Source organism: Flavobacterium aquiphilum (assembly GCF_027111335.1).
Taxonomy (GTDB): domain Bacteria; phylum Bacteroidota; class Bacteroidia; order Flavobacteriales; family Flavobacteriaceae; genus Flavobacterium; species Flavobacterium aquiphilum.
The window spans coordinates 3,458,515-3,478,883 of record NZ_CP114288.1 but is presented as its reverse complement, the minus strand read 5'-3'; the positions used below and the strand labels follow the sequence as shown (position 1 = coordinate 3,478,883).

Genomic DNA, 20,369 nt, shown 5'->3' with positions numbered 1-20,369 from the left:
TTATGAAAAAGATATCTATTAATTTGTTTCAGATAAAAATGACATTGATAATGTCGGTTCTTGCCATATCGTTGAGTACGACGTCATGCCAGGACTACTTGGATTTACCATCTTATAATACTGTCGATACAGAGTCTGTATTTTCAAATGAACAAACAGCCGATATGTTTGTTCAAGGTTGTTACCGTGGTATAATTCATTCCGAATTCTTTTATCAGTTGGGTGCAGGGGAGACCGTAATGCACTCTTGTGAAGACGGAACTACAAATAATTCAAAGTATAATATCTGTAATTATTTTTTCGACGCGACCACACCTTATACCGTTACAACAATTTTTAAGGAGCAATATCGTATTATTGAGGCTACCAATATTGCAATTAGCCGTATAGGAAAAATGCCTGTGACAAATAAAACCAAAGCGTTGTTAGGAGAAGCAAAGGCTATTCGTGCATTTTGTTACTATAACTTAATCCGTGTTTATGGTGATGTTCCGGCTGTATGGACACCGCTTGAAGAATTGGATCCAAATGATGAAAGTACATTTTACCCAAAACGTTCTCCACGTGATGAAATTTATGACCACATCATCGCTGATCTTCAATCTGCAGTACAAGATATACCCTGGCTTTCAGAAAGTGGTTTTTCTACTGATGAGCGTTTAACAAAACAAGGAGCTTATGCATTGTTATCTCGTGTTGCTCTTTATGCTGGCGGGTATTCATTGCGTTGGAACCTTCAAACAAACGATCCTTCCAGTTTATTGATGTCCCGTCGTAGCGATAATGCCCGAGTACAGCAACTTTATCAAATTGCCAGTGATGCTTGTCAGGCAGTCATTGCAAAAAATGAAAATAGATTAGTGCAAGCTCAGGGAGGTAAGAGTGGTTTCGAATATTTGTGGTATAATTTTGCCAACCGTAATTTTGCAGCCACTAAACCTGAAATGCTTTGGGAAGTTGCCAATTATGGACCTAATACAAACTCTGATTTTGGTGTGTATGCGCATCCTGGATCTAGGGGAGGTTTGTTTGGTTCGCGTAAAGCACTTCAGTTTATGTTGCCAACGTATTATTTGTCATTTGACTCAAAAGATACTCGTCGTGACGTTTCTTGTACCTCTTACAGTATTTATTTCCTAAACTCCGGCGCCGCAACTGATAAATGGGTTGATGTAGGGACGACTTTCTCTTGTATTATGCCTGGTAAATTTAGAATTTCATGGTGTAAAGAACCGCAAGGAGCCTCTCAAAGAAACTTAAATATCCCTGTTTTGCGTTATTCTGATGTGTTGTTAATGTATGCTGAAGCTCAAAACTATCTGAATAATGGCCCAACACAGGCAGCAAAAGATGCTTTGCTTGAAGTAAGAAGCCGTGCAGGTATTGGTTCAATGGCTATACCATCGGCAAAACAGGATTTTGAAGATGCTATTGTTCAGGAACGTAAGTGGGAATTTGCAGGTGAATTTAACTTACGTACTGATTTGATTAGAATGAATCGTCTGGCAAGTGAATTGGCCAAAACAAAACAAAGCATGAAAGATCTTTCAGATAAGAAAGGTGCTTACGCAAATGTTGCAGCTTATCGTTTGTACAAATTCCGTTATGATGCACAGGCGTATGGCGATCCGTTTTTGGCGGTTCAATACACTGATGTAACAAATCCAGCTGAAATTGCGCAAATCCAAACGATACCAACTACTGCTGCACAATATCCAGCTTTCCTTGCAAAAACGGCAGCCATTGCTCAGGCTCATGGTTTTACCGTAGCAGCTGGTGATATGTGGTATCCTGCAAAAATGTTTGAAGCTTATACAAGTTCTTATAACGGCAGTTCTCGTAAAACGGTTGGATTTACAGCTGGTTTTAACGCGCTGCAAATAGGATCAATTATATACACCAAACCAACAGGTTCAGTTGAAAACGGTGGTACATATCCAAACTGGATTCAAGCCGCAGATGGTACTGACGGATTGTATTATGGATTTAAAGAAAACCACTCGGAATTGCTTCCTTTTGCTAATAAAGCTGCTGGACATCCAATGGTTGACAACAAAAATCTGACTCAATTACCAGGATATTAATCAAAGGCATGAGAGTATAATAAAATAATTTCTAATAAATACCTCGTGGGTTTTCCCCGGGGTATTTTATTTAGATAGGATTTTTAATGTACTTGTTTTCTGGTATTACATATAATTAAAATTAAAAAGCATTGTTATGAAACAAAAGCTATTGCTAGTATTTTTTATTTTTTCAGTAGGATTGTTGAACGCGCAACAACTTGCATTTCCTGGTGCCGATGGATTTGGCAAAAAAGCGATTGGTGGTAGGGGCGGAGAGGTTTATCATGTTGTAAATTTAAATGATTCGGGAGCTGGGTCATTTCGCGAAGCGATAAGTCAACCCAAACGAACTGTGGTATTTGATATCAGTGGGGTGATTAAACTTGAAAGCAAATTGCAAATCGCCTCTTATATCACAATTGCTGGCCAGACAGCTCCTGGAGATGGTATCGTGGTTTACGGGAATGGAGTGTCGATGACTGGTTCCAATGATGTAATTATTCGATACATGCGTTTCAGAGGAAGCGTAAATATGAATAAGGGTACTTGTACACTCGCTGCCGATAATGCGCATGATATTATTTTCGATCATGTAACGGTGGAGTGGGGTCGATGGGATAACCTTCATATTAAGGAAAGTAATAATGTGACGCTTCAATATTGTTTGATTGGCGAGGGGATTAATCCGCAAATGTTCGGGGCATTGCTCGAAAATCCGACTAATTTGACTATTCATCATTGTTTGTGGGTAGATAATCAAAGTCGTAACCCAAAAGCAAAAGCAGGAATTGAAGTGATCAATAATGTAATTTATAATTGGGGAAGCAATGGATTGGTTGGCGGTCACTCGGCAGCCGATCATTTTCAGGATTTAATCAATAATTATTTTATTGCCGGGCCAAATTCATCGAATGTATTTTTAGGTATGTTTTCGGCTACGGATCATGTTTATCACCGCGGAAATTTAGTCGATTTAGACAAAGACGGAAAATTAAACGGACGTGCTGTGATCGATTCCGATATTATAAACACAACTGCTACATTGGTCAACAGTGCTCAACGTCCGGGTTTGTCCGAAACTGCAATTGAAAGTGCAGAAGCAGCTTATAAATCGGTAATTTTAAATGCTGGTGCTTCATTGAAACGTGACGAAATTGACAACCGATTAATTGCTTACGTAAAATCATTAGGTAAAACAGGTCAGGTTATCAAATCGGAAGAAGAGGTTGGAGGTCAGCCAGCCATAAAAATGGCAAAAGCTCCGAAAGACAAAGATGGCGATGGAATTCCCGACGAATGGGAGAAAAAACATAAGTTAAACTCCAATGATGCAGCTGACGGAAAGTTAATCGTATCAAGTGGATACAGTAATTTGGAAGAGTATTTAAATGATTTAGTAAAATAATAAATATCTACTATGAAAAAATCAATTTTAAATCTTGGTATTGTGATAATTGCCATTCTGTTTTCGGCAAAATTATCTGCCCAGGAGCTTATGCAGACCGGGAGACAAAAAATGCCTTTGACGTGGATTGACAAAGATACACATCATAAAATCGTCCGTCTTACTCAACGTGACGGCAATAGTGCGAGTTTTTACTTTCACAACAATCCTTTTGTGTTAGGAAAAGAGCACAAGGACGACCGTATGGTTTTTTATGGAAATGATGCTTACAAAAGTGATGGAGTGGGAATGCAATTGTTTACTGTTAATTTGTCCGATTATAAAATTTCTCAATTGACCGACGGTAAGAAGATGAAAAAAGGAGAAATAGTTGGTCAAAAAAATCATCAAGTGTACTATCAAGTCAACGATTCTGTTTTCAGTACCAATATTGATACAAAGAAAACGCAATTGGTTTTTGTGTTTCCAGCCGATTTTAAAGCCAACATCACTACATTGAATGCTGATGAAACTTTGTTGGGAGGAGCCTGGTCTTCAGAAGAGGAAAAAGCCATTTTAAAAGCCAATCCAGCCAAACACGATTATTTTAACAAAATATACGAAGCCAAATTACCACGAACCTTGTTTACAATCAATCTGAAAACAAAAAAGCTGGATAAATTATTTACTGATACAGCTTGGTTGAATCATGTGCAATTTTCGCCAACGGATCCAAAATTAATGATGTTTTGTCATGAAGGGCCTTGGCAAAAAGTAGATCGTATTTGGACGATAAATATTGATACAAAAGAAATTAAGTTGATGCACAAACGAACCATGGATAACGAAATTGCCGGTCACGAGTGGTTTAGTCCGGATGGGAAAACAATTTGGTATGATTTACAGTTGCCTAGAGGACAACGATTTCTTGTTAGCGGAACTAATGTAAACACTGGTGAAGAGACAAGATATGAGTTTGATAGAAATCAATGGAGTGTACATTATACTATTTCGCCTGACCAAAAACTGTTTGCAGGTGATGGTGGCGATACCGTGTCAGTAGCCAATGCTCCTGATGGGAAATGGATAAACTTATTTACTCCAAAAGGTGATCATTTTGATTATGAACGCTTGGTAAACATGAAACACCATCAGTACAAACTGGAACCCAATGTACACTTTTCACCAGATCAAAAATGGATTATTTTCAGAGCCAATTTTGAAGGGTTCGAAAGTGTGTATGCTGTGGAAATTGCCAAAGCAAATCTAAAGAAATAAAAAGCTAGTAAAGAGTAGGGGAAAACGTAAAAAAAGCGCTAAAATCTAAATTTTAGCGCTTTTTCAGAATATTGAGAAATTAGATTGCGATTCGATTAATTCTATCCAAAACAATTATTTCTCACTCAAAACAAAATCAACCGTAATATTAACATCTTCAGAAACTTTATTCTTTACGATGCTTGGTATTTTAATATCAAAATCTATTGCTTTTACCGTAAAATTACAATCGGTTTTTATTTTTCCGTCTTTTAAAAATAGAGAAATTTTAGTCTTAATCTTTTTGGTAACACCGTGTATGGTTAAATCACCTTCCAAATCGTATTTTGACGTAGTTGACAATTTCGATGCATCAAAATTGATGATTTTCCCTTTGAAAGTAGCTTTTGGAAATTTGCTGGATTCAATATAATTTTCATTAAAATGCTCTTCCATCAAAGGAGCTTTAAACTTAAAAGCTTTTATCAATGCTAACGCCGCAAATTCTCCAGTCGATTCATCAAGAATTGCCGAAACCGAATTGTTTACTGCCGCAACAGGTTCGAAAGCAGGAACCGAAGCCTCAAATTTAATGACACCTGTCCTCGTCATCATCTTTTGAGAAAAAATCACATTTCCCACAAAAATGAAGACTATCAATACTATTGTCTTTTTCATCTTTATTGGATTATTTTTCTACAAATCCGTTAGAAACCCAAAGTTTAATCAAATCGATATTTGGTTGAGGCAATTTTCCACCTTGCGGCATTCTTATACCACAGTCTTCTCCTTCGATTCGGCAAACCAAATTATTGACCAAACAAGCGCTCCTTACCCCAGAATATGTTTCCAGATTAGGGAATTGATTCGTTCCATAATGACAGCTAGTACAATTAGATGTTATTATTGGCTTAATATTGGCTTCATAAGTAGGATTGCTCGTTTGCCCCGATACTTCGCTATAAGTATTCGATTCACAAGAAACAACAAGTATGCTGCATAACACTATCAAAAATATTTTTATTTTTTCCATTAGAATATCCTATTAAATTTAAAAAACCCGGTATAAATTAAATCCGAAATAAATGCTTCCTCCATTCCATTTCCCGGTAGCGTTTGAAAACACATAAACGTCATTCATAGTCTGACAGTTGGAAAATACTAACTGAAAAATATGTCCGCCTGTTTCAATATCCAAACCTACAGACAGTAAATCATGGTAAACATCGTTTTCCGGAGCATCTATTCTTGCAGCATATTCTAAATTTACACTTAGTCTTTTTGTTAATTTATACCTTCCGCCAGTTCCAATCACAAATTGATTGTCTCTTTCGGTAGTTGGGTCGTAGAGGTTTTTATGAATAAAAACAGGAGCTATTTCTGCCGAAAACCTATCGCTGAATTTTCTTGAAACCAATAATTGTGTAGTGTATGCCAAACGATTGTTGAATTCTAAATTTGGATAAATATCGGTACTCAAATTGGTATTGATATCCATAGTATTATACCCTACAACAGTAACAGGAAACCCATTTTCTTCCTGGCTTTTGATTCTGTATTTTGCCGTTAGCTCGTAAATTTTGTTATTGGTTTGTCGTGACAAACCAACAGACAATCCATTTGTTATCCCATAAATTGCACCAATTTTTGTGTAGGCATCATCCAACCCGAAAAAATTGTCCAACCCTTCGGTCAAATCACCAAATCGATGTGAAATCAATACATACCATTCGCCTTTGGCTGCTAACTTTGTTGATTGCATGTTGCAAATTTGCAGTCCTTTAAAAGCTGCAATTTCAACTTGTTTTTCTTTAGGCTTTACAGTATCCAATTGCTTTAGCAAGTCGTCTTGTGCCAAAGCTTGTCCAATGACCGAAAGGCCAAGCATCAAGGATAATAATAGTTTTAAATTCATTTACTTTAGTTTTTGATTACAAAACATTGATCTAGTTTTAATTCGCCCATTAAATCATCATAGCCCACAATTCTCCCTTTTATGGTTACTGTCTGGCCGATTTTGATTGATGAATCCTGATTTTTGAAACTGCAGATAATTATCTCATCTAAAATAACTTCATTGCCATTTACAGCAGTGATTTTGCCCTTTACAGCCACGGCTTTTTCAAGATATTTTTTATTTGCGGTTTCGGTGTTTATGGTAAATTCTGAGGTAATCGATGCCGAAGTCACCGAGAAATTTGTCTCTTCGTTTTCCAAATTTCTCGCTCCTCCATACATTACATAATTATAGGCGATGAATCCAATCAGGCCAATTGCGATTAGGGCAAAAAGAATTATTTTGATTTTTTTATTCATTTCTTTAACTGTAAAGACTTGGCTTTAATTAGGCATTCCGTTTGTTATCCATGCATTGATTAAATCGATATTAGTCTGCGATAATTTTCCTCCTTTAGGCATTACCGAAGCATTGCCGGCCGGTAATTCGATTCTTTGTTTAATTAGTGATGCTTTCGCGCTTACCTGTGCGTAGGTTTGTAAAGGAACTGAGGCGTTTTCTCCTCCTGGTCCATGACAGGATACGCAATTATTGTCTATAATGGATTTAATATTTGCTGTATAAGTAGGATTGGTTACAGTTGTACCTCCACTTCCTCCTGTAGTTGTTGTGGTTGTAGTATCTGTAGGTGAGTCATCACCCCCGCTGCAGGACATTATTGCAAAAGCTATAACTAGGGCTGTACAAATTGGTTTTAATTTTTTCATAGTTAATTATTTAGTTGGTTAATAAAATAAATCTCCACGCTAAAATGGGATGCCTTAGCTTTTTTTAAGAGATGTTTTCTGTTTTTTTTTTTGATGCTGTTCAATAATAAAACAGCTTTGATACAGATTACCCTACTAAAGAATTATTATTTTGATAAAAAAAATGAAAAAAAAAGTGTGTTAGGTTTTTAAATTACTAATACAGAATGTGTTAAAATAAAACTCTAAAACTGATATTTGGAGTTCTTCGTAGCGAGAATGTGTTTACTTCTTCAACAGAATTTGTTAAAGAATTTATTCTATAGTACTCGTTGATTTCATTTTTCGTGTTAAAGATGTTTAAAACGGACAATCCTAATTTGTATTGAACTCCTTTGATTGTTTCCCATTTGTAAGTCGACGAAAGATTTACCTGTAGAAAGTTATGTAAATTGGTATTGTTAGGTGTATTATAAACTAAAACAGGATTAGAATAATCAATTAGAGTGTTATCAAGAGAGGTTTTTGGTCTGCCCGAAGTCCATTTTGTTCCCAAAGCGATTTTGAAATTGTTTTTCTCATACATTCCTGCCAAAGTAGCAGTATGTATTATTTCAAAGTTGTTAGGGAAAGTAGGGTATTCATAATTAATAAAATGATAGTTATTATGGTTATAGGTATAACTTAACCAAGTTAGAAAGTGGTTCATTTTTTTTTGGGCAAGAATTTCGGTTCCCAAAACTTCATAATCGCCTGCCATTTTTACAAACTCCAATTGGTTCTGAAAGCCTTGACTAGAAGTCGTAATTCCGGTTACTTTTTTATAGAAATTTTCTATATCAAATAGCCAATCATTTTTTTTATAGAATAAATTGAATGATAATTGCTTGCTTCTTTGGATAGGGATTGTCGAATCATTAGAGATAATCCACCTCCTTTTTTCAATTCCAAAATAGTCTTTTTGTAAATCAATGATTTGTTGGGAGGTTTGACTTTTTAACTCACCCAACAGCTCTAAAATCAGATTTTTATTGATGCTGTAGCCAAATTGAATTCGGGGTTCTACGATGCATTTCTTAAATTTATCAATATAATTAATTCGTGTTCCCGCTTTAAAATAGATCCTTGAAATCGTATCGTTATATTTTCCTTCAAAAATTAAAGCGTGGGTTCTAAGGACTTCTTTAACTCTACGATAGAAATCTGGATTTGTTACATCTTCTAAATTTGTAACACCGATTTCATTGAATTGATATCCTTCGTTAAAGCTAAATTTAGGCGTAATGATATGGTTGTTTTCTAAATTGACTCCATTATTATTGACCGTATTTTCCTGAATGACAATTTGATTGTCAAAAGTTGTTTTTTGATTGGCCAAAAGATCATACGCAGAATTGTAAACATTGATTTTAGTCGTATTTGAACCATTCCAGTTTCTTGTCCATAACAAATTCCCTCCATAATTTTGCTGTTGCAAAGTATTGTCTTCAGATCTGTAAGTGTCATTTGTGGTTGCGCTTTGAAACACTTTCAGATTGTCCTTAATGGTAATTAAATCGAGTACAATTTGGTCTTTAAGGCCTATTTTTTGAACATATTTTAGCGTAGCATCATAGAAATCGAATTTTTTGTCGCTTTGGTAGTCCGTATTTTGGTTTTTTGAAAAATCGGTGATTGTTGTATTTTGAAATATTTTATCGAAATATTCTTTGTAGGTGGGGGTTTCCACAAAATCAGTGATGGATTTACGCCCAGAAATTTCTATAGAACTATTTTTCGAAAGATTGTATTTTGCATAAATATCGGCATTAATCATATTTATTCCTGCACCAAATGAATTTTTTTCCATTGTTTCAGGGGTGGATGAAATGGCAACGACACTAGAAACACTTTCTCCGAAAAAGGCCGAACTTCCATTTTTATAAATAGATATAGTGTGTGGTAAATTTGGATTAAATACAGAAATCAATCCAAAAAAGTGCCCCGTTTGAAACATTCGGATTCCATTCCACAAAAATAAATTTTGGTCGTGTGTACCACCTCTAACGTTGATACTTGATACACTTTCATCAATACTGTTTACTCCAGGGATCTGTTGCATCGTTTGCAAGGCGTCAGGCTCAATGAGTCCGGGAAGAATACCAAATTTCTTGGGTTTGATTTCAAATGATCCATCTGTTTTTTTTGAAATTCCTGATGCTAAAATGGAATTGGTTTTAATTTCCTGAAGCATGGTAATTTCAGGTTCCAAAAGTATTTCAAGACAATTTTTTGAATCAGGATTGTTTATGATAATTTCTTTTGAAATAAATCCAACGTGAGTAATAGAAATTATAATTTCGCCTCTTTTCTTAAACTTAAAATAACCATTTGCATCAGTGGTGATGTGAACTTTGTTAGGTAAAGTAATGTTTACGTTTTCAATTGGTTTTTTGTCCTTACCAGAGAGAACGTAACCGCAAATTATTTGGGATTCTTCCGTTTTTTTATAAATATTAATGAATTTGTTCCCAATGTTTTCAAAGGATAAATTGGTTTCTTTGGCTAGATATTCCAGTTTTTGTCCTAATGAAAGTGATTTTTTAGGCGGAGTTATTTCGTAATTAACAATGTTGTCTTCTGTGTAATTAAAGCTTACCAGATGTTGTTGCTCAATATCAAACAATATTTTTTTTATAGGCATTGTCTTTTCATTGTCCTGAGCAAAAAGATTCAGGGCAACAAAAAACAGCAATATCAAAAAATGAGATTGTTTGGGACGCAACATTTACTTCTTGTCAAAAATTATTTTATTTTTGGAGACTTTTTTGGCTTTTAAATTATAAGTTGTGCCGATAATTTGCAAGGCTACATTTAAGTCCTTAGAAGGTAATTTTCCTGTAAATAAAGAGGTTGTGTCGTTCGTGTTTAATTCAATTGTAATATTGTATTGTCTTTCAACTTCGTCAAGTATGCTTCTGATATTTTCCTGATGAAAGGATATTTCATTATCAATCCATTCCGGTTTTAATGAGTTCACATTTATGTTAACCTGCTTTTCATTTTCAAAACTAACACTTTGTCCGTGGGTCAATACAATTTGAGTGTGCTTATAATTTACTTTTACGCGTCCTTCATAACACACTACATCAAACCTTTTGTTTCTAGCCTTAACATCAAATTGAGTTCCCAAAACGGTAACTTTTCCTAATTGGGTATGTACTTCAAATCGTTTGCCTTTTGAAACCCTGAAATAAGCTTCTCCCTTTAATTCAAGCTTTCTGTCATTATTCCAGTTCCATTTTTTATATTTTATTTCGGAACCTGAATTTAACACTACTTCAGAATTGTCAGGTAAAGTACAAGTGGTTTTTTCTCCAAAACCTGCAGTTTGTATTTCAGGCGTGAAAAATCGTAGTGCAAACGTAATTCCAAGAGCTAAAACAAGCACCGCAGCTATCCTAAGCATCCATTTTTTGTCAAAAGAAACTACCTTGCCCGCCACTTTTTTCTGTTTGAGAATGTTGGACAACATTGCATTTTCATCCAAATCATCTAAAGTTAAATGAGCAGTGTAATTTTTAATTCTTTGGTATTTTTCAAAATCAGGACTAGCTTCAAATTCGGCTAATTCGTCCTTAGACAAATCATTGTTGAGCCATTTTGCTAATAAGCGATCTTTTTTCATTGTATTTTCATTGTATAATTAAAACAATCGGAACTAAATTTACCCTACTTTTATAAATCAATATCTTTACGTAAGTTCAATAAAGCCAGATGAATACGTTTTTCGACTGCCTTTACGCTTATGTTTAATTCCAATGCGATTTCGCTGTATTTTTTTTCATCAATTCGATGCATCAAAAAAGCAACGCGCTGTTTTTCGTTTAAGTTTTCAATGGCTTTTAAAAGTTTGGCTTGAAATTGTTTTTCTTCCAAAAGATATTCGGGGCTTTCATTTGTCTTATCTAAACCCTTGAAGTTCTTTTCGTATTTCAAAACCACTTTTTCATGCGCAATTTTGTTAAGACTACTGTTGTTGGCAATAGTGTAAACATATGATTTTGCTTTTTCCAGTGGTACCGAACCACAATTTTGCCAAAGTTTAACAAAAGCTTCCTGCGCTACATCTTCGGCATGATCGAGATTGCCAAATTTGTAAAAAAGAAAATTTCGAAGCGCTTTGATATGACCTTTAAAGAACGTCGAAAAAATTATTTCATCGCAGGTATTCGATTGGTTTTTAGTTGGCATTTAAATCTTTAATTGGTGTTATACAAATATATTGTTTTTAATATAAGTAGGGTAAAAGGAAACCTAATTGTTTTATATAGGAATGGAAAGCTGTTTATTTATAGTAAGTTATAGTTTTATGGAAAACTTATCGCTAAATAAATTAAGAAACAGTTTAATGAATTTGATTACATTTGTAAAAATATAAATATGACCACTTTGAAGAAAATTTTATCTATAGCGGCGTTGTTGTTCTTGTTGTCGTGCCAAAGTGAATCGGATGTTCAAGAGAATAACAGACAAGGAACAATTACAAATACTTCTCCTCTTGCGACTTATCTGCAAAGGGTTGCTATGGTCAATACAGTGCAGAATAACATAATTGACGGGTCAAGCTATTGTACCATAAAATTCCCATATACGATTACTGTCAATAGTGCAAAAATTGCAATTAATTCGGCGGCTGATTATAAAAAAGTTATAGATAATATTAATGCAATCAGTACAGATAGTGATATTGTGAAAATAGATTTTCCCGTCACTATGATTTATTATAATTACTATGAAAAAGTTGTTCCCAGTGAATCCGATTTTAATTCCTTAATCGATTATTGGAATCATTACCCTGATCTTTTGGCCAAAATCAATGGATTAAACATTAATTACCCAATAACGATTACTACTTATAATAGTTTTAATCAGTCGGCAAGTTCTCAGTCTATACCGGACGATCAGGCGTTTTTTAATTTTATAAAAAATTTAAAGCCTGGCGTATATATTTCCTTGCAGTATCCAATTTCTGTGGTGGATTACAATGGGAAAACAAATTCCATTATGAATGATTTAGATTTTGAAAATGCCATAAAGTACGCTATTGATTACTGCCCTGACAATAATATTGTGAAGCTGGATTTTATAGCTACGGTAACAAAAGGTTCTTGGGAAATATCTTATTTTTTTGATGGTTCTGAAAAAACCTCGTCTTGTAGAGATTATACATTTTTATTTCAAAATGATAATTCGGTGATAGCCACTAAAGGAGGTATTTCAGAAAAGGGACAATGGAGTACTAGCATTCAGAATGGCGTTAGAGAATTAAAAATAAATTTTAGTTCGGATTTGCTTAATAAATTGAATAAAAATTGGAAGTTATTCGAATTTAATAATTCACAAATACGATTACGTGATGTAAGCAATAGCACTAATTACCTTTACTTTGAAAAAAAATAAATAATAATTGTTGTAAAAAATCAAAATAAAACCCCATTCGTTTGAAGTTTTTTTATTTTCTATTACATTGAAATATAACAACTTGATCCCCAAAAAAAAAGAAGCATTTTACTACTAAACATGCTTCTTTTTTTTTAATTTTTTGGTTTTTCAAAAACTATTCTTTTGTTATTTTTTCTTTCCAACCCAAATATCCATTTGAAGGCAATTCATTCAATAAATTAGCTAAAACTTGTTCAGTTTGGTTTTTAACAAGATTTGAAAGTTGTTCAATACTGCTGTACACACCGCTTTTAAGTCCGGATAAATAAGCGGCTCCTAAAGCAGAAACATCCGGATTTTGTTGTCTGTTTAGCGGAATTCCTAGTAAATCGGCCAGATAATGAATAACAAATTTGTTTTGAGTCATACCTCCGTTTACAGAAATAGATTTTAATGGTGCTTGCATGTCTTTTGCCATAGCTTCCACCACATCTTTTATTTGGTATGGAATACTTTCTAAAGCTGCTCTGACAATATGATTTTTAGTTGTTCCAAAAGTCATTCCTTCGATCGATGCTTTTCGGCTCATTTGCCAGTGCGGTGCACCTAATCCGCTAAAAGCAGGAATTAGATAAACGCCGGCATTATCAGCAATAGCGGTTGCCATAGCTGCTGTTTCGACCACATTGGAGAATAATTGCAATTCGTTTTTCAACCATTCTATGGTGGAACCGCAGGAAACAATAGCGCCTTCAAGCGCATAATCCACTCGGTTTTCCGTACTCCAGCAAATAGTTGTGAGCATTCCTGAATTGGATAAAACGGCTTCGCTGCCAATATTCATCATAATCGAACTCCCTGTTCCCAGTGTGACTTTGGTAGTACCTTTTTCAAAACAGCCTTCTCCAAAAGTGGCTGCATGAGAGTCGCCAATTAAGGCTGTAATTGGAATTGAAATAGTAGAATTGTCATTCAAAATCTGACTCAAATCAAACGCTCCAAAATCATGTGAGGAAGGGCAGGCGTGGGGCAGGTTCAAGTTGCTCAATCCCCATTTTTCAAGAATTTCAGTATCCCATTTTAGGGTATGAATATTGAAAAGTAAGGTTCGGGAAGCATTTGTATAATCGGTTTTGAAATGAGTTCCATTGGTTAGTTTGTACAAAAGCCAGCAATCTACAGTTCCAAAATAAACTTCTCCATTTTCTACTTTTTCTTTTAATTCAGCGTCATTTTGTATCAACCAAAGTAATTTAGTACCCGAAAAATATGGGTCTAATAATAAGCCTGTTTTTTGTTTTATAAAATCATTTTGCCCTTTTTCGATTAAATCAGTACAAACGTTAATAGAACGCTTACAAGCCCAAACCACTGCCGGAGCCACTGCTTTTCCGTCTTTGTCCCAAAGAACAAATGTTTCTCTTTGGTTACTGATTCCGCAGGAAACAATATTTGTAAATTGAAGTCCCTGATTGCTAAAATTGTTCAGGCAAATGCGAACAGAATCAAGAACATTTTGATAAATATCTTCCGGATTTTGTTCTACAAAACCATTGTCAAAATAATTCGTTTTTAGATCCACACTGCCTTTAGAAACTGCTTGTCCTAATTCGTCAAAAAGTATGGTTTTGGTACTGCTCGTACCTTGGTCAATGGCAAGAATATATTTTTTCATTTATTTTTACGGTAAAAAAATGGTTTTCGGTAAGTTCAGTATGGATAGCTATTATTTATTTTTTTGATTCATTTTATCAATAATTACCGCCAATAAAATAACAAATCCTTTCACTACCTGCTGCCAAAAAGGTGAAACATCGAGTAAAACCAATCCATTGTTTAAAACCCCAATAATTACCGCACCAATTACAGTTCCTGCAACGGTACCAATACCGCCGGAAAGTGACGTTCCTCCAATAACCACTGCTGCAATTGAATCCAGTTCGTAACTTGTACCGGCATTTGGCTGTGCTGAGTTTAGTCTCGATGTGACTAAAACACCTCCTACGGCAGCCATCATTCCGGCGATTCCATAAACTGCCAGTTTAATTTTATTGATATTAATTCCTGATAAAAAAGCCGCTCTTTCATTTCCTCCAATAGCATAAATGTATCTTCCGAAGGTTGTTTTTTTTGTTAAGAAAACAACAATTAGAACCATGAATATAGAAATCCATACCGGCACCGGAATTCCTAACATCCAACCCGAACCTATGAATTCGAATTCTGTACCTAAATTAGAAATAGGAATCCCTTCCGTATAAAGCATTGTTAATCCACGGGCAATGGTTAACATCGCCAGTGTTGCCACAAAAGGAGGGATGGAGAATTTAGTAATCACCCAACCGTTGAAGAGACCTAAGACCAAACCGATAAGTATGGATACTAAAATGGCACCTAAAACGGTAAAGCCAACAAATAAATCCATAGATTCGAATGCGAGTCCATTTTTTAATAAACCGGCACAGACTGCTGCTGTGAAACCTAATACAGAACCGACTGAAAGGTCAATTCCGGCCATCAGAACCACTAAAGTCATTCCGACAGAAATACAGACATTAACAGAGATTTGTCTTAATACATTCCAAAGATTGGCGCTAGTCATGAATTTGTCAGACAATAAGCTGATAAATAAACATAAAAGAAATAAGGCAATTAAAGATTGCGATTTTTTGATAAGAGGGTGGTTTAAGGAGATAGTCATAGTTATAGTTAGAATTATTCCGGTAAAGCCGATTTTAATAATTTATCTTCATTTGCTTCGGCTGCTAAATAGGAAGCTTTAATTTTTCCTTCAGCCATTACTAAAATCCGGTCCGAAAGGGCAAGTATTTCGGGAATTTCAGAAGAAACTAATAGGATACTCATGTGGTTAGCAGCGAGTTCTTTTATTAGATTGTAAATTTCATTTTTAGCATTGATATCAATTCCGCGCGTTGGCTCATCCATCATTAAGATTTGCGGATTAGTCGCAAGCCATTTTGCCAGAACAACTTTTTGTTGATTTCCGCCACTTAAATTTTGACATAGCTGCATTTCAGAAGGGGTTTTGATCCGTAACTTTTCAATATAATCCTTTGAAGAACTTTTATCTTTTGATGGGGTCAAAAGCCCGAAAGTGGGTAGGTATGTCAAACTGATATTGGATGAAATATCCATTCCTAAAACCAGTCCTTCTGTTTTGCGGTCTTCGGTTACAAAAGCCAATCCGTTTTCAATGGCATCTTTTGGTTTTTTGTGAAAAGTATTTTTTTGATCAATTTCCAAATTATAAGAACCATTCGTTGGATGCATACCAAATAAGGTTTCCAAAAGTTCAGTCCTGCCGGCACCCATCAAACCAAATATGCCCAGAATTTCTCCTTTTTTTAATTCGAAAGAAATATCATGAAGCAATTTTCTTTTTTTATCGTTTGGATTGATGAGATTAAGGTTTTCGACTTTTAAAATGGTATTTTGAAATTCATTATTGGTGTTTTTTTTCTCGATCAAAACGTCACGGCCTACCATTTTTCTAATCAATTCCTGCTCGGTAGTATTTTTCATTTCACCTTCATCTATGCTGTTTCCGTCTCGTAAAACAGTATAGTTTTCGGCAATCTTGAATAATTCATCCATTTTATGAGAAATGTACACGATGGTTTTGCCTTCTTTTTTTAACTCATAAATAATACGGTGCAGGTTCTCTATTTCTTTGTCGCTTAAGGCGGAAGTAGGTTCATCCATCAAAATAACATCAGCATTACAAAGCAATGCTTTTGCAATTTCAATCAATTGCTGTTCACCGACTTTTAGATGTTGTACTAAGGTTTTTGGGCTTACGTTCAATTGGATTTTTTCAAAAAGGCGTTTGGCTTCCGCTTCCATTTTTGAAGAATCCAAAAGTCCAAGAGAAGTTTTAATTTCTCTTCCCAGAAATAAATTTTCGGTTACGCTAAGTTCCGGGATCAGATTCAATTCCTGATGAATTATGGCAATTCCCGCATTTTGTGCCTCTTTTATATTCGAAAATGAAACTGTTTCTCCGTTTAACTGAATTTCACCTTCGTATTGGGTATAAACGCCTGTCAAAATTTTTAACAAGGTAGATTTTCCAGCTCCGTTTTCTCCCAATATGGCATTGACTTTTCCAGGATAAAATTTAAAATTTACCTGATTAAGTGCTTTTACCCCCGGGAATTCTTTCGATATGTTTATTGCTTCTAACAATTTACTGAAGTTTAATTTGTGACGGAATAATTAAAAGGTCAGTAAACAAAGTCTGTTTCTTATTTAATTTGATTGCTCCCGAAAATGAAATACTGTCACCTATTTTTACATTTTTGGTTTGTTTTGGGATTTCATTTCGAACAATCTTATTTAAGCTTTCAGATACTTTGTTAAATTGGGCATTGGTTTTAAAATCGGTTAGTTTTACAAGGCCCGAAGCATCTCGTAAATCATTTCCGAAAATGTATTTGGTGTCAATAAAAACAACACCATTTTTTTCGTCAGCAATGGTATAAATGCCATCTTTTATATCGATGATTTTCCCCGTGCTTTTAATCATGAAATAGTCTGAATTTCCAATGCCTAATCTGTTTCCATATTTTTTAAAGGCAGCTTCCTGATTCGCTTTTATCGAGCTGATCAGATCGGTTAAAGCAATCGTCTTTTTACTTTTTAAAATGCCTTTGTAATAAATAGAATCGGCGAAAGCTTTAAAGTCAAAAGATTCCTTTTGTGCTTTTTTAATATCACTCAGCTTTTTAAAATAAAAAGAATTGTACCCTAAAATGGCTATTATAAGGAAGGCCAAAATATAAACATACTTTTTTTTCATCTTTAATAGTCTTTTATGTTTGATGCATTGATCAGTTCAACTTCTACCGGAACTCTTTGAGGAAAATCTCTTCTTCCTTTAAAATATTCATCAGCATATTGGGCTGCAGTTTGGGCCATTACTTTAGGAAACTGCATGCCTGTAGCCACAATTTTCTTTTCTCTGATTTTCTCAACTACGTCTGCGGCGCCATCAAATCCAAAAATTTTAACTTGATATTCCTTCCCGGCTGCCTGTAAGGCCTGAAAAGCTCCCATTGCCATAGCGTCATTGCCACAAAAAACAGCATCAATATCAGGATTTGCCTGCATAATCGTTTCTAAAACTTCCATGGCTTTTGTCCGGTCGAAATTACCGCTTTGCTGTGCCACCATTTTTAGATTGGGAAAGTTATCCACAACTGAATGGAATCCCCCTGATCTCGCCCAAGTATTATTATCACCTACAAGTCCTAAGATTTCTACATACTTTCCTTTTTCTTTTAATTCTTTTACAAATTCGATTCCGATAGCAACACAACCTGAGTAGTTGTCTGAAAGAATTTGGCTTGTGGCCGCATCATCGGCGTTTACTTCTCTGTCCATGCAAAAAACAGGAATACCTGCCGTTTTAGCTTTCAGGATACTTGAAATAGAGCCGTCAGAATCTGTTGGGTTTAAAAGAATCGCATCATAACCCGAGGAAATAAGGTTTTCAAAATTATCCGATTCAATAGCGGGATTATTTTGTGAATCAAATATTTTGGCTTCATACCCCAATTTTCGGGCATTTTCAGCTGCTGATTCTGCCAGCATCACAAACCAAGGATTGTTTAATGTGGAAACCACAATAGCAATTTTAGGTTTCTCAGTCTTTTCTTTTGAAGAGCAGCCTAAAACTAAAACGATTGCGGTGAGTACTAAAAAATGGTGTTTTATCTTCATGCGTTTAATAAATTTAAAGCGGTATTTCTTAGTCCATCAGCAGAGATGCCATAATGATTAAAAATTTCGGTTTGCGAACCCGATACAGTATGGTCATCCGGTAATCCTACAATTTTGAATTTGTTTGAGCATCCGTTTTGAAATAATAAAGAAGCTACTGCTTCACCTAATCCGCCATTGATAGAATGCTCTTCAACAGTAATAATAGGTTTTTTATTTTCGGCTGCAGCCAATAATAATTCGGCATCCAAAGGTTTTATGGTATGCAGGCTGATTATTTTAGAACTAATATTATATTCTTTTTCGAGAAGTTTAGCGGCATCAACGCACGGAAGCACCGCTTCACCAGTCGCAATAAATGTTAAATCGCTTCCTTCCTGAATGATGCGCCCTTTACCAATTTTAAAATCTGAAGCGTCAGAATTAAGGTTTGCAGGCATCGCTTTTTTGCCAAAACGCAGGTATATTGGACTTTGCATTTCGGCCGCTTCTTTGATGGCTTCTGCAGTTTCATAATTATCTGCAGGGGCAACAATGGTAATGTTATTAATGGCTCTCAACACTGCATAATCATGTAAGCTGTGATGTGTTGTTCCTAAAGCACCATAACTTACTCCGGCACTTATGCCAATCAGTTTTACAGCATTATCAGAATAAGCTACATCATTTTTAATTTGTTCCAATGCCCGTGCCGTAAGAAAACAGGCAGGGGAAACAGCAAATGCTTTTTTACCCATACTTGCCAATCCTGTGGCAACGCCTACCAAATTTTGTTCGGCAATACCAACTTCAACAATTTGTTCAGGATATTTTTGACCAAATGGCACCAGCTTTCCTGAGCCACGAGAATCACTTGTTACAACCATAATATCCCTGTCTGTTGCTGCCAATGATTGAAGAACTTCAGAAAAGACTTCGAGATTAGCGGCGTCGATTGTTTTTATTTCTTCCATTATTTTATGACAGTTTCAAGTTCTTGTAATTGTTTGTCTAATTCTTCTATAGCCAAATCGTATTGCTCTTTTGAAGGAACACCATGGTGCCATTTCAATACGTTTTCCATGTAGCTGATTCCTTTTCCTTTGGTTGTATGGGCGATGATAAAACTTGGTTTTCCATTTTCCAATGGTAAACTATTAAGCGTTTGCGAAAGTTCTTCTAAATTATGACCATCAACATGAGTTACTGCCCAGCCAAAAGCTTCCAGTTTTTTATCTATTGGCTCCAAGCCCATAACGTCAGCATTTGGAGCTGTAATTTGAAGTTTATTATAATCTAAAATAGCACAGAGATTATCTAATTTGTAGTGCGCAGCAAACATCATGGCTTCCCAGTTTGAACCTTCTGCCATTTCACCGTCACCCAAAATAGTAAAGACTTTTGTTTTTAAATTGTCTTTTTTTGCTGCCAAAGCCGCTCCTGCACTAATAGGCAATCCGTGACCTAGACCACCGGTATTTTGTTCAATACCGGGAATAGCTTTGGTTGGATGCCCTATATAAGGTGATTTGTATTGGCAAAGTGTCAATAAATCCTCTTCTGGAAAAAAGCCTTTGTCAGCCAAAATAACGTACAAAGCTTCAACACAATGTCCTTTACTCTGGATAAATCGGTCTCTGCTATTAGAATCGAAATTTTCAGGAGAAACGTTCATCACATCGTTGTACAATACGTTCAGGATATCCAGAATAGAAAGGCTTCCACCTGTATGACCTGCTTTGGCATTGTAGATGTATTTGAGTATTTTTTTTCTACTCTCTATAGATTTTCGTTTTAAATTTTCGATATGCATT

19 protein-coding genes are annotated in these 20,369 nt (G+C 35.3%); 4 read left to right on the top strand and 15 right to left on the bottom strand.

Features of this window, described 5'->3' with window-relative positions; all coding sequences use genetic code 11:
* Positions 1-2 precede the first annotated feature (2 nt).
* From OZP12_RS14205 to OZP12_RS14195, 3 genes are all read left to right on the top strand, one after another.
* A complete protein-coding gene (locus OZP12_RS14205; RefSeq protein WP_281225687.1) occupies positions 3-2,084 on the top strand; it encodes a RagB/SusD family nutrient uptake outer membrane protein in 2,082 nt (693 codons plus the stop codon).
* Positions 2,085-2,220: 136 nt separating this feature from the next.
* Positions 2,221-3,471 carry a pectate lyase family protein gene (locus OZP12_RS14200; RefSeq protein WP_281225686.1) on the top strand — a complete coding sequence of 417 codons (1,251 nt, stop codon included), beginning with the start codon at positions 2,221-2,223 and terminating at the stop codon, positions 3,469-3,471.
* A gap of 12 nt (positions 3,472-3,483) precedes the next feature.
* Positions 3,484-4,728 (top strand): oligogalacturonate lyase family protein, encoded by a 1,245-nt coding sequence (locus OZP12_RS14195; RefSeq protein WP_281225685.1) that lies wholly within the window; start codon positions 3,484-3,486, stop codon positions 4,726-4,728.
* 114 nt (positions 4,729-4,842) lie between these two features.
* On the opposite strand, the gene OZP12_RS14190 is transcribed toward OZP12_RS14195, so the two are convergent.
* The 8 genes from OZP12_RS14190 to OZP12_RS14155 all read right to left on the bottom strand — a co-directional run bounded on the left by OZP12_RS14190 (position 4,843) and on the right by OZP12_RS14155 (position 11,643).
* Entirely contained in the window at positions 4,843-5,385 is a 543-nt protein-coding gene (locus tag OZP12_RS14190; RefSeq protein ID WP_281225684.1) for a YceI family protein, read from the bottom strand.
* A 10-nt stretch (positions 5,386-5,395) separates the two neighbouring features.
* The gene (locus tag OZP12_RS14185; protein WP_281225683.1) at positions 5,396-5,740 is read right to left on the bottom strand and encodes a hypothetical protein; all 345 of its coding nucleotides are present in this window, start codon (positions 5,738-5,740) and stop codon (positions 5,396-5,398) included.
* Between the two features lie 18 nt (positions 5,741-5,758).
* Positions 5,759-6,622 carry a DUF5777 family beta-barrel protein gene (locus tag OZP12_RS14180; RefSeq protein ID WP_281225682.1) on the bottom strand — a complete coding sequence of 288 codons (864 nt, stop codon included), beginning with the start codon at positions 6,620-6,622 and terminating at the stop codon, positions 5,759-5,761.
* Positions 6,623-6,627: 5 nt separating this feature from the next.
* Positions 6,628-7,023: an OB-fold protein gene (locus OZP12_RS14175; protein ID WP_281225681.1), complete on the bottom strand. Its 396-nt coding sequence runs from the start codon at positions 7,021-7,023 to the stop codon at positions 6,628-6,630.
* Positions 7,024-7,047: 24 nt separating this feature from the next.
* On the bottom strand, positions 7,048-7,431 hold the full coding sequence (locus OZP12_RS14170) for a c-type cytochrome (protein ID WP_281225680.1): 384 nt from the start codon (positions 7,429-7,431) through the stop codon (positions 7,048-7,050).
* A 211-nt stretch (positions 7,432-7,642) separates the two neighbouring features.
* Entirely contained in the window at positions 7,643-10,093 is a 2,451-nt protein-coding gene (locus OZP12_RS14165) for a carboxypeptidase-like regulatory domain-containing protein (protein ID WP_281225679.1), read from the bottom strand.
* Positions 10,094-10,177: 84 nt separating this feature from the next.
* The gene (locus OZP12_RS14160) at positions 10,178-11,077 is read right to left on the bottom strand and encodes a FecR family protein (RefSeq protein WP_281225678.1); all 900 of its coding nucleotides are present in this window, start codon (positions 11,075-11,077) and stop codon (positions 10,178-10,180) included.
* A 50-nt stretch (positions 11,078-11,127) separates the two neighbouring features.
* Entirely contained in the window at positions 11,128-11,643 is a 516-nt protein-coding gene (locus OZP12_RS14155) for an RNA polymerase sigma factor (protein WP_281225677.1), read from the bottom strand.
* A 189-nt stretch (positions 11,644-11,832) separates the two neighbouring features.
* Here OZP12_RS14155 and OZP12_RS14150 point away from each other — a divergent pair, with 189 nt between their 5' ends.
* The gene (locus OZP12_RS14150; RefSeq protein WP_281225676.1) at positions 11,833-12,852 is read left to right on the top strand and encodes a hypothetical protein; all 1,020 of its coding nucleotides are present in this window, start codon (positions 11,833-11,835) and stop codon (positions 12,850-12,852) included.
* A 157-nt stretch (positions 12,853-13,009) separates the two neighbouring features.
* On the opposite strand, the gene OZP12_RS14145 is transcribed toward OZP12_RS14150, so the two are convergent.
* The 7 genes from OZP12_RS14145 to OZP12_RS14115 all read right to left on the bottom strand — a co-directional run bounded on the left by OZP12_RS14145 (position 13,010) and on the right by OZP12_RS14115 (position 20,368).
* Positions 13,010-14,509: an FGGY family carbohydrate kinase gene (locus tag OZP12_RS14145; RefSeq protein WP_281225675.1), complete on the bottom strand. Its 1,500-nt coding sequence runs from the start codon at positions 14,507-14,509 to the stop codon at positions 13,010-13,012.
* A 51-nt stretch (positions 14,510-14,560) separates the two neighbouring features.
* Positions 14,561-15,436, bottom strand: a complete 876-nt coding sequence (locus OZP12_RS14140) for an ABC transporter permease (protein WP_284702033.1) — start codon at positions 15,434-15,436, stop codon at positions 14,561-14,563.
* Positions 15,437-15,549: 113 nt separating this feature from the next.
* A complete protein-coding gene (locus OZP12_RS14135) occupies positions 15,550-17,040 on the bottom strand; it encodes a sugar ABC transporter ATP-binding protein (RefSeq protein ID WP_281225673.1) in 1,491 nt (496 codons plus the stop codon).
* A gap of 1 nt (position 17,041) precedes the next feature.
* On the bottom strand, positions 17,042-17,653 hold the full coding sequence (locus OZP12_RS14130; protein WP_281225672.1) for a DUF2291 domain-containing protein: 612 nt from the start codon (positions 17,651-17,653) through the stop codon (positions 17,042-17,044).
* A 2-nt stretch (positions 17,654-17,655) separates the two neighbouring features.
* Positions 17,656-18,576, bottom strand: coding sequence for a D-ribose ABC transporter substrate-binding protein (locus OZP12_RS14125; RefSeq protein WP_281225671.1), 921 nt, complete (start codon positions 18,574-18,576; stop codon positions 17,656-17,658).
* Positions 18,573-19,529 (bottom strand): transketolase family protein, encoded by a 957-nt coding sequence (locus OZP12_RS14120; RefSeq protein WP_281225670.1) that lies wholly within the window; start codon positions 19,527-19,529, stop codon positions 18,573-18,575. The genes OZP12_RS14125 and OZP12_RS14120 overlap by 4 nt, the downstream gene beginning before the upstream one ends.
* On the bottom strand, positions 19,529-20,368 hold the full coding sequence (locus OZP12_RS14115) for a transketolase (RefSeq protein ID WP_281225669.1): 840 nt from the start codon (positions 20,366-20,368) through the stop codon (positions 19,529-19,531). Before OZP12_RS14115 ends, OZP12_RS14120 begins: the two co-directional genes overlap by 1 nt.
* Position 20,369 lies beyond the last annotated feature (1 nt).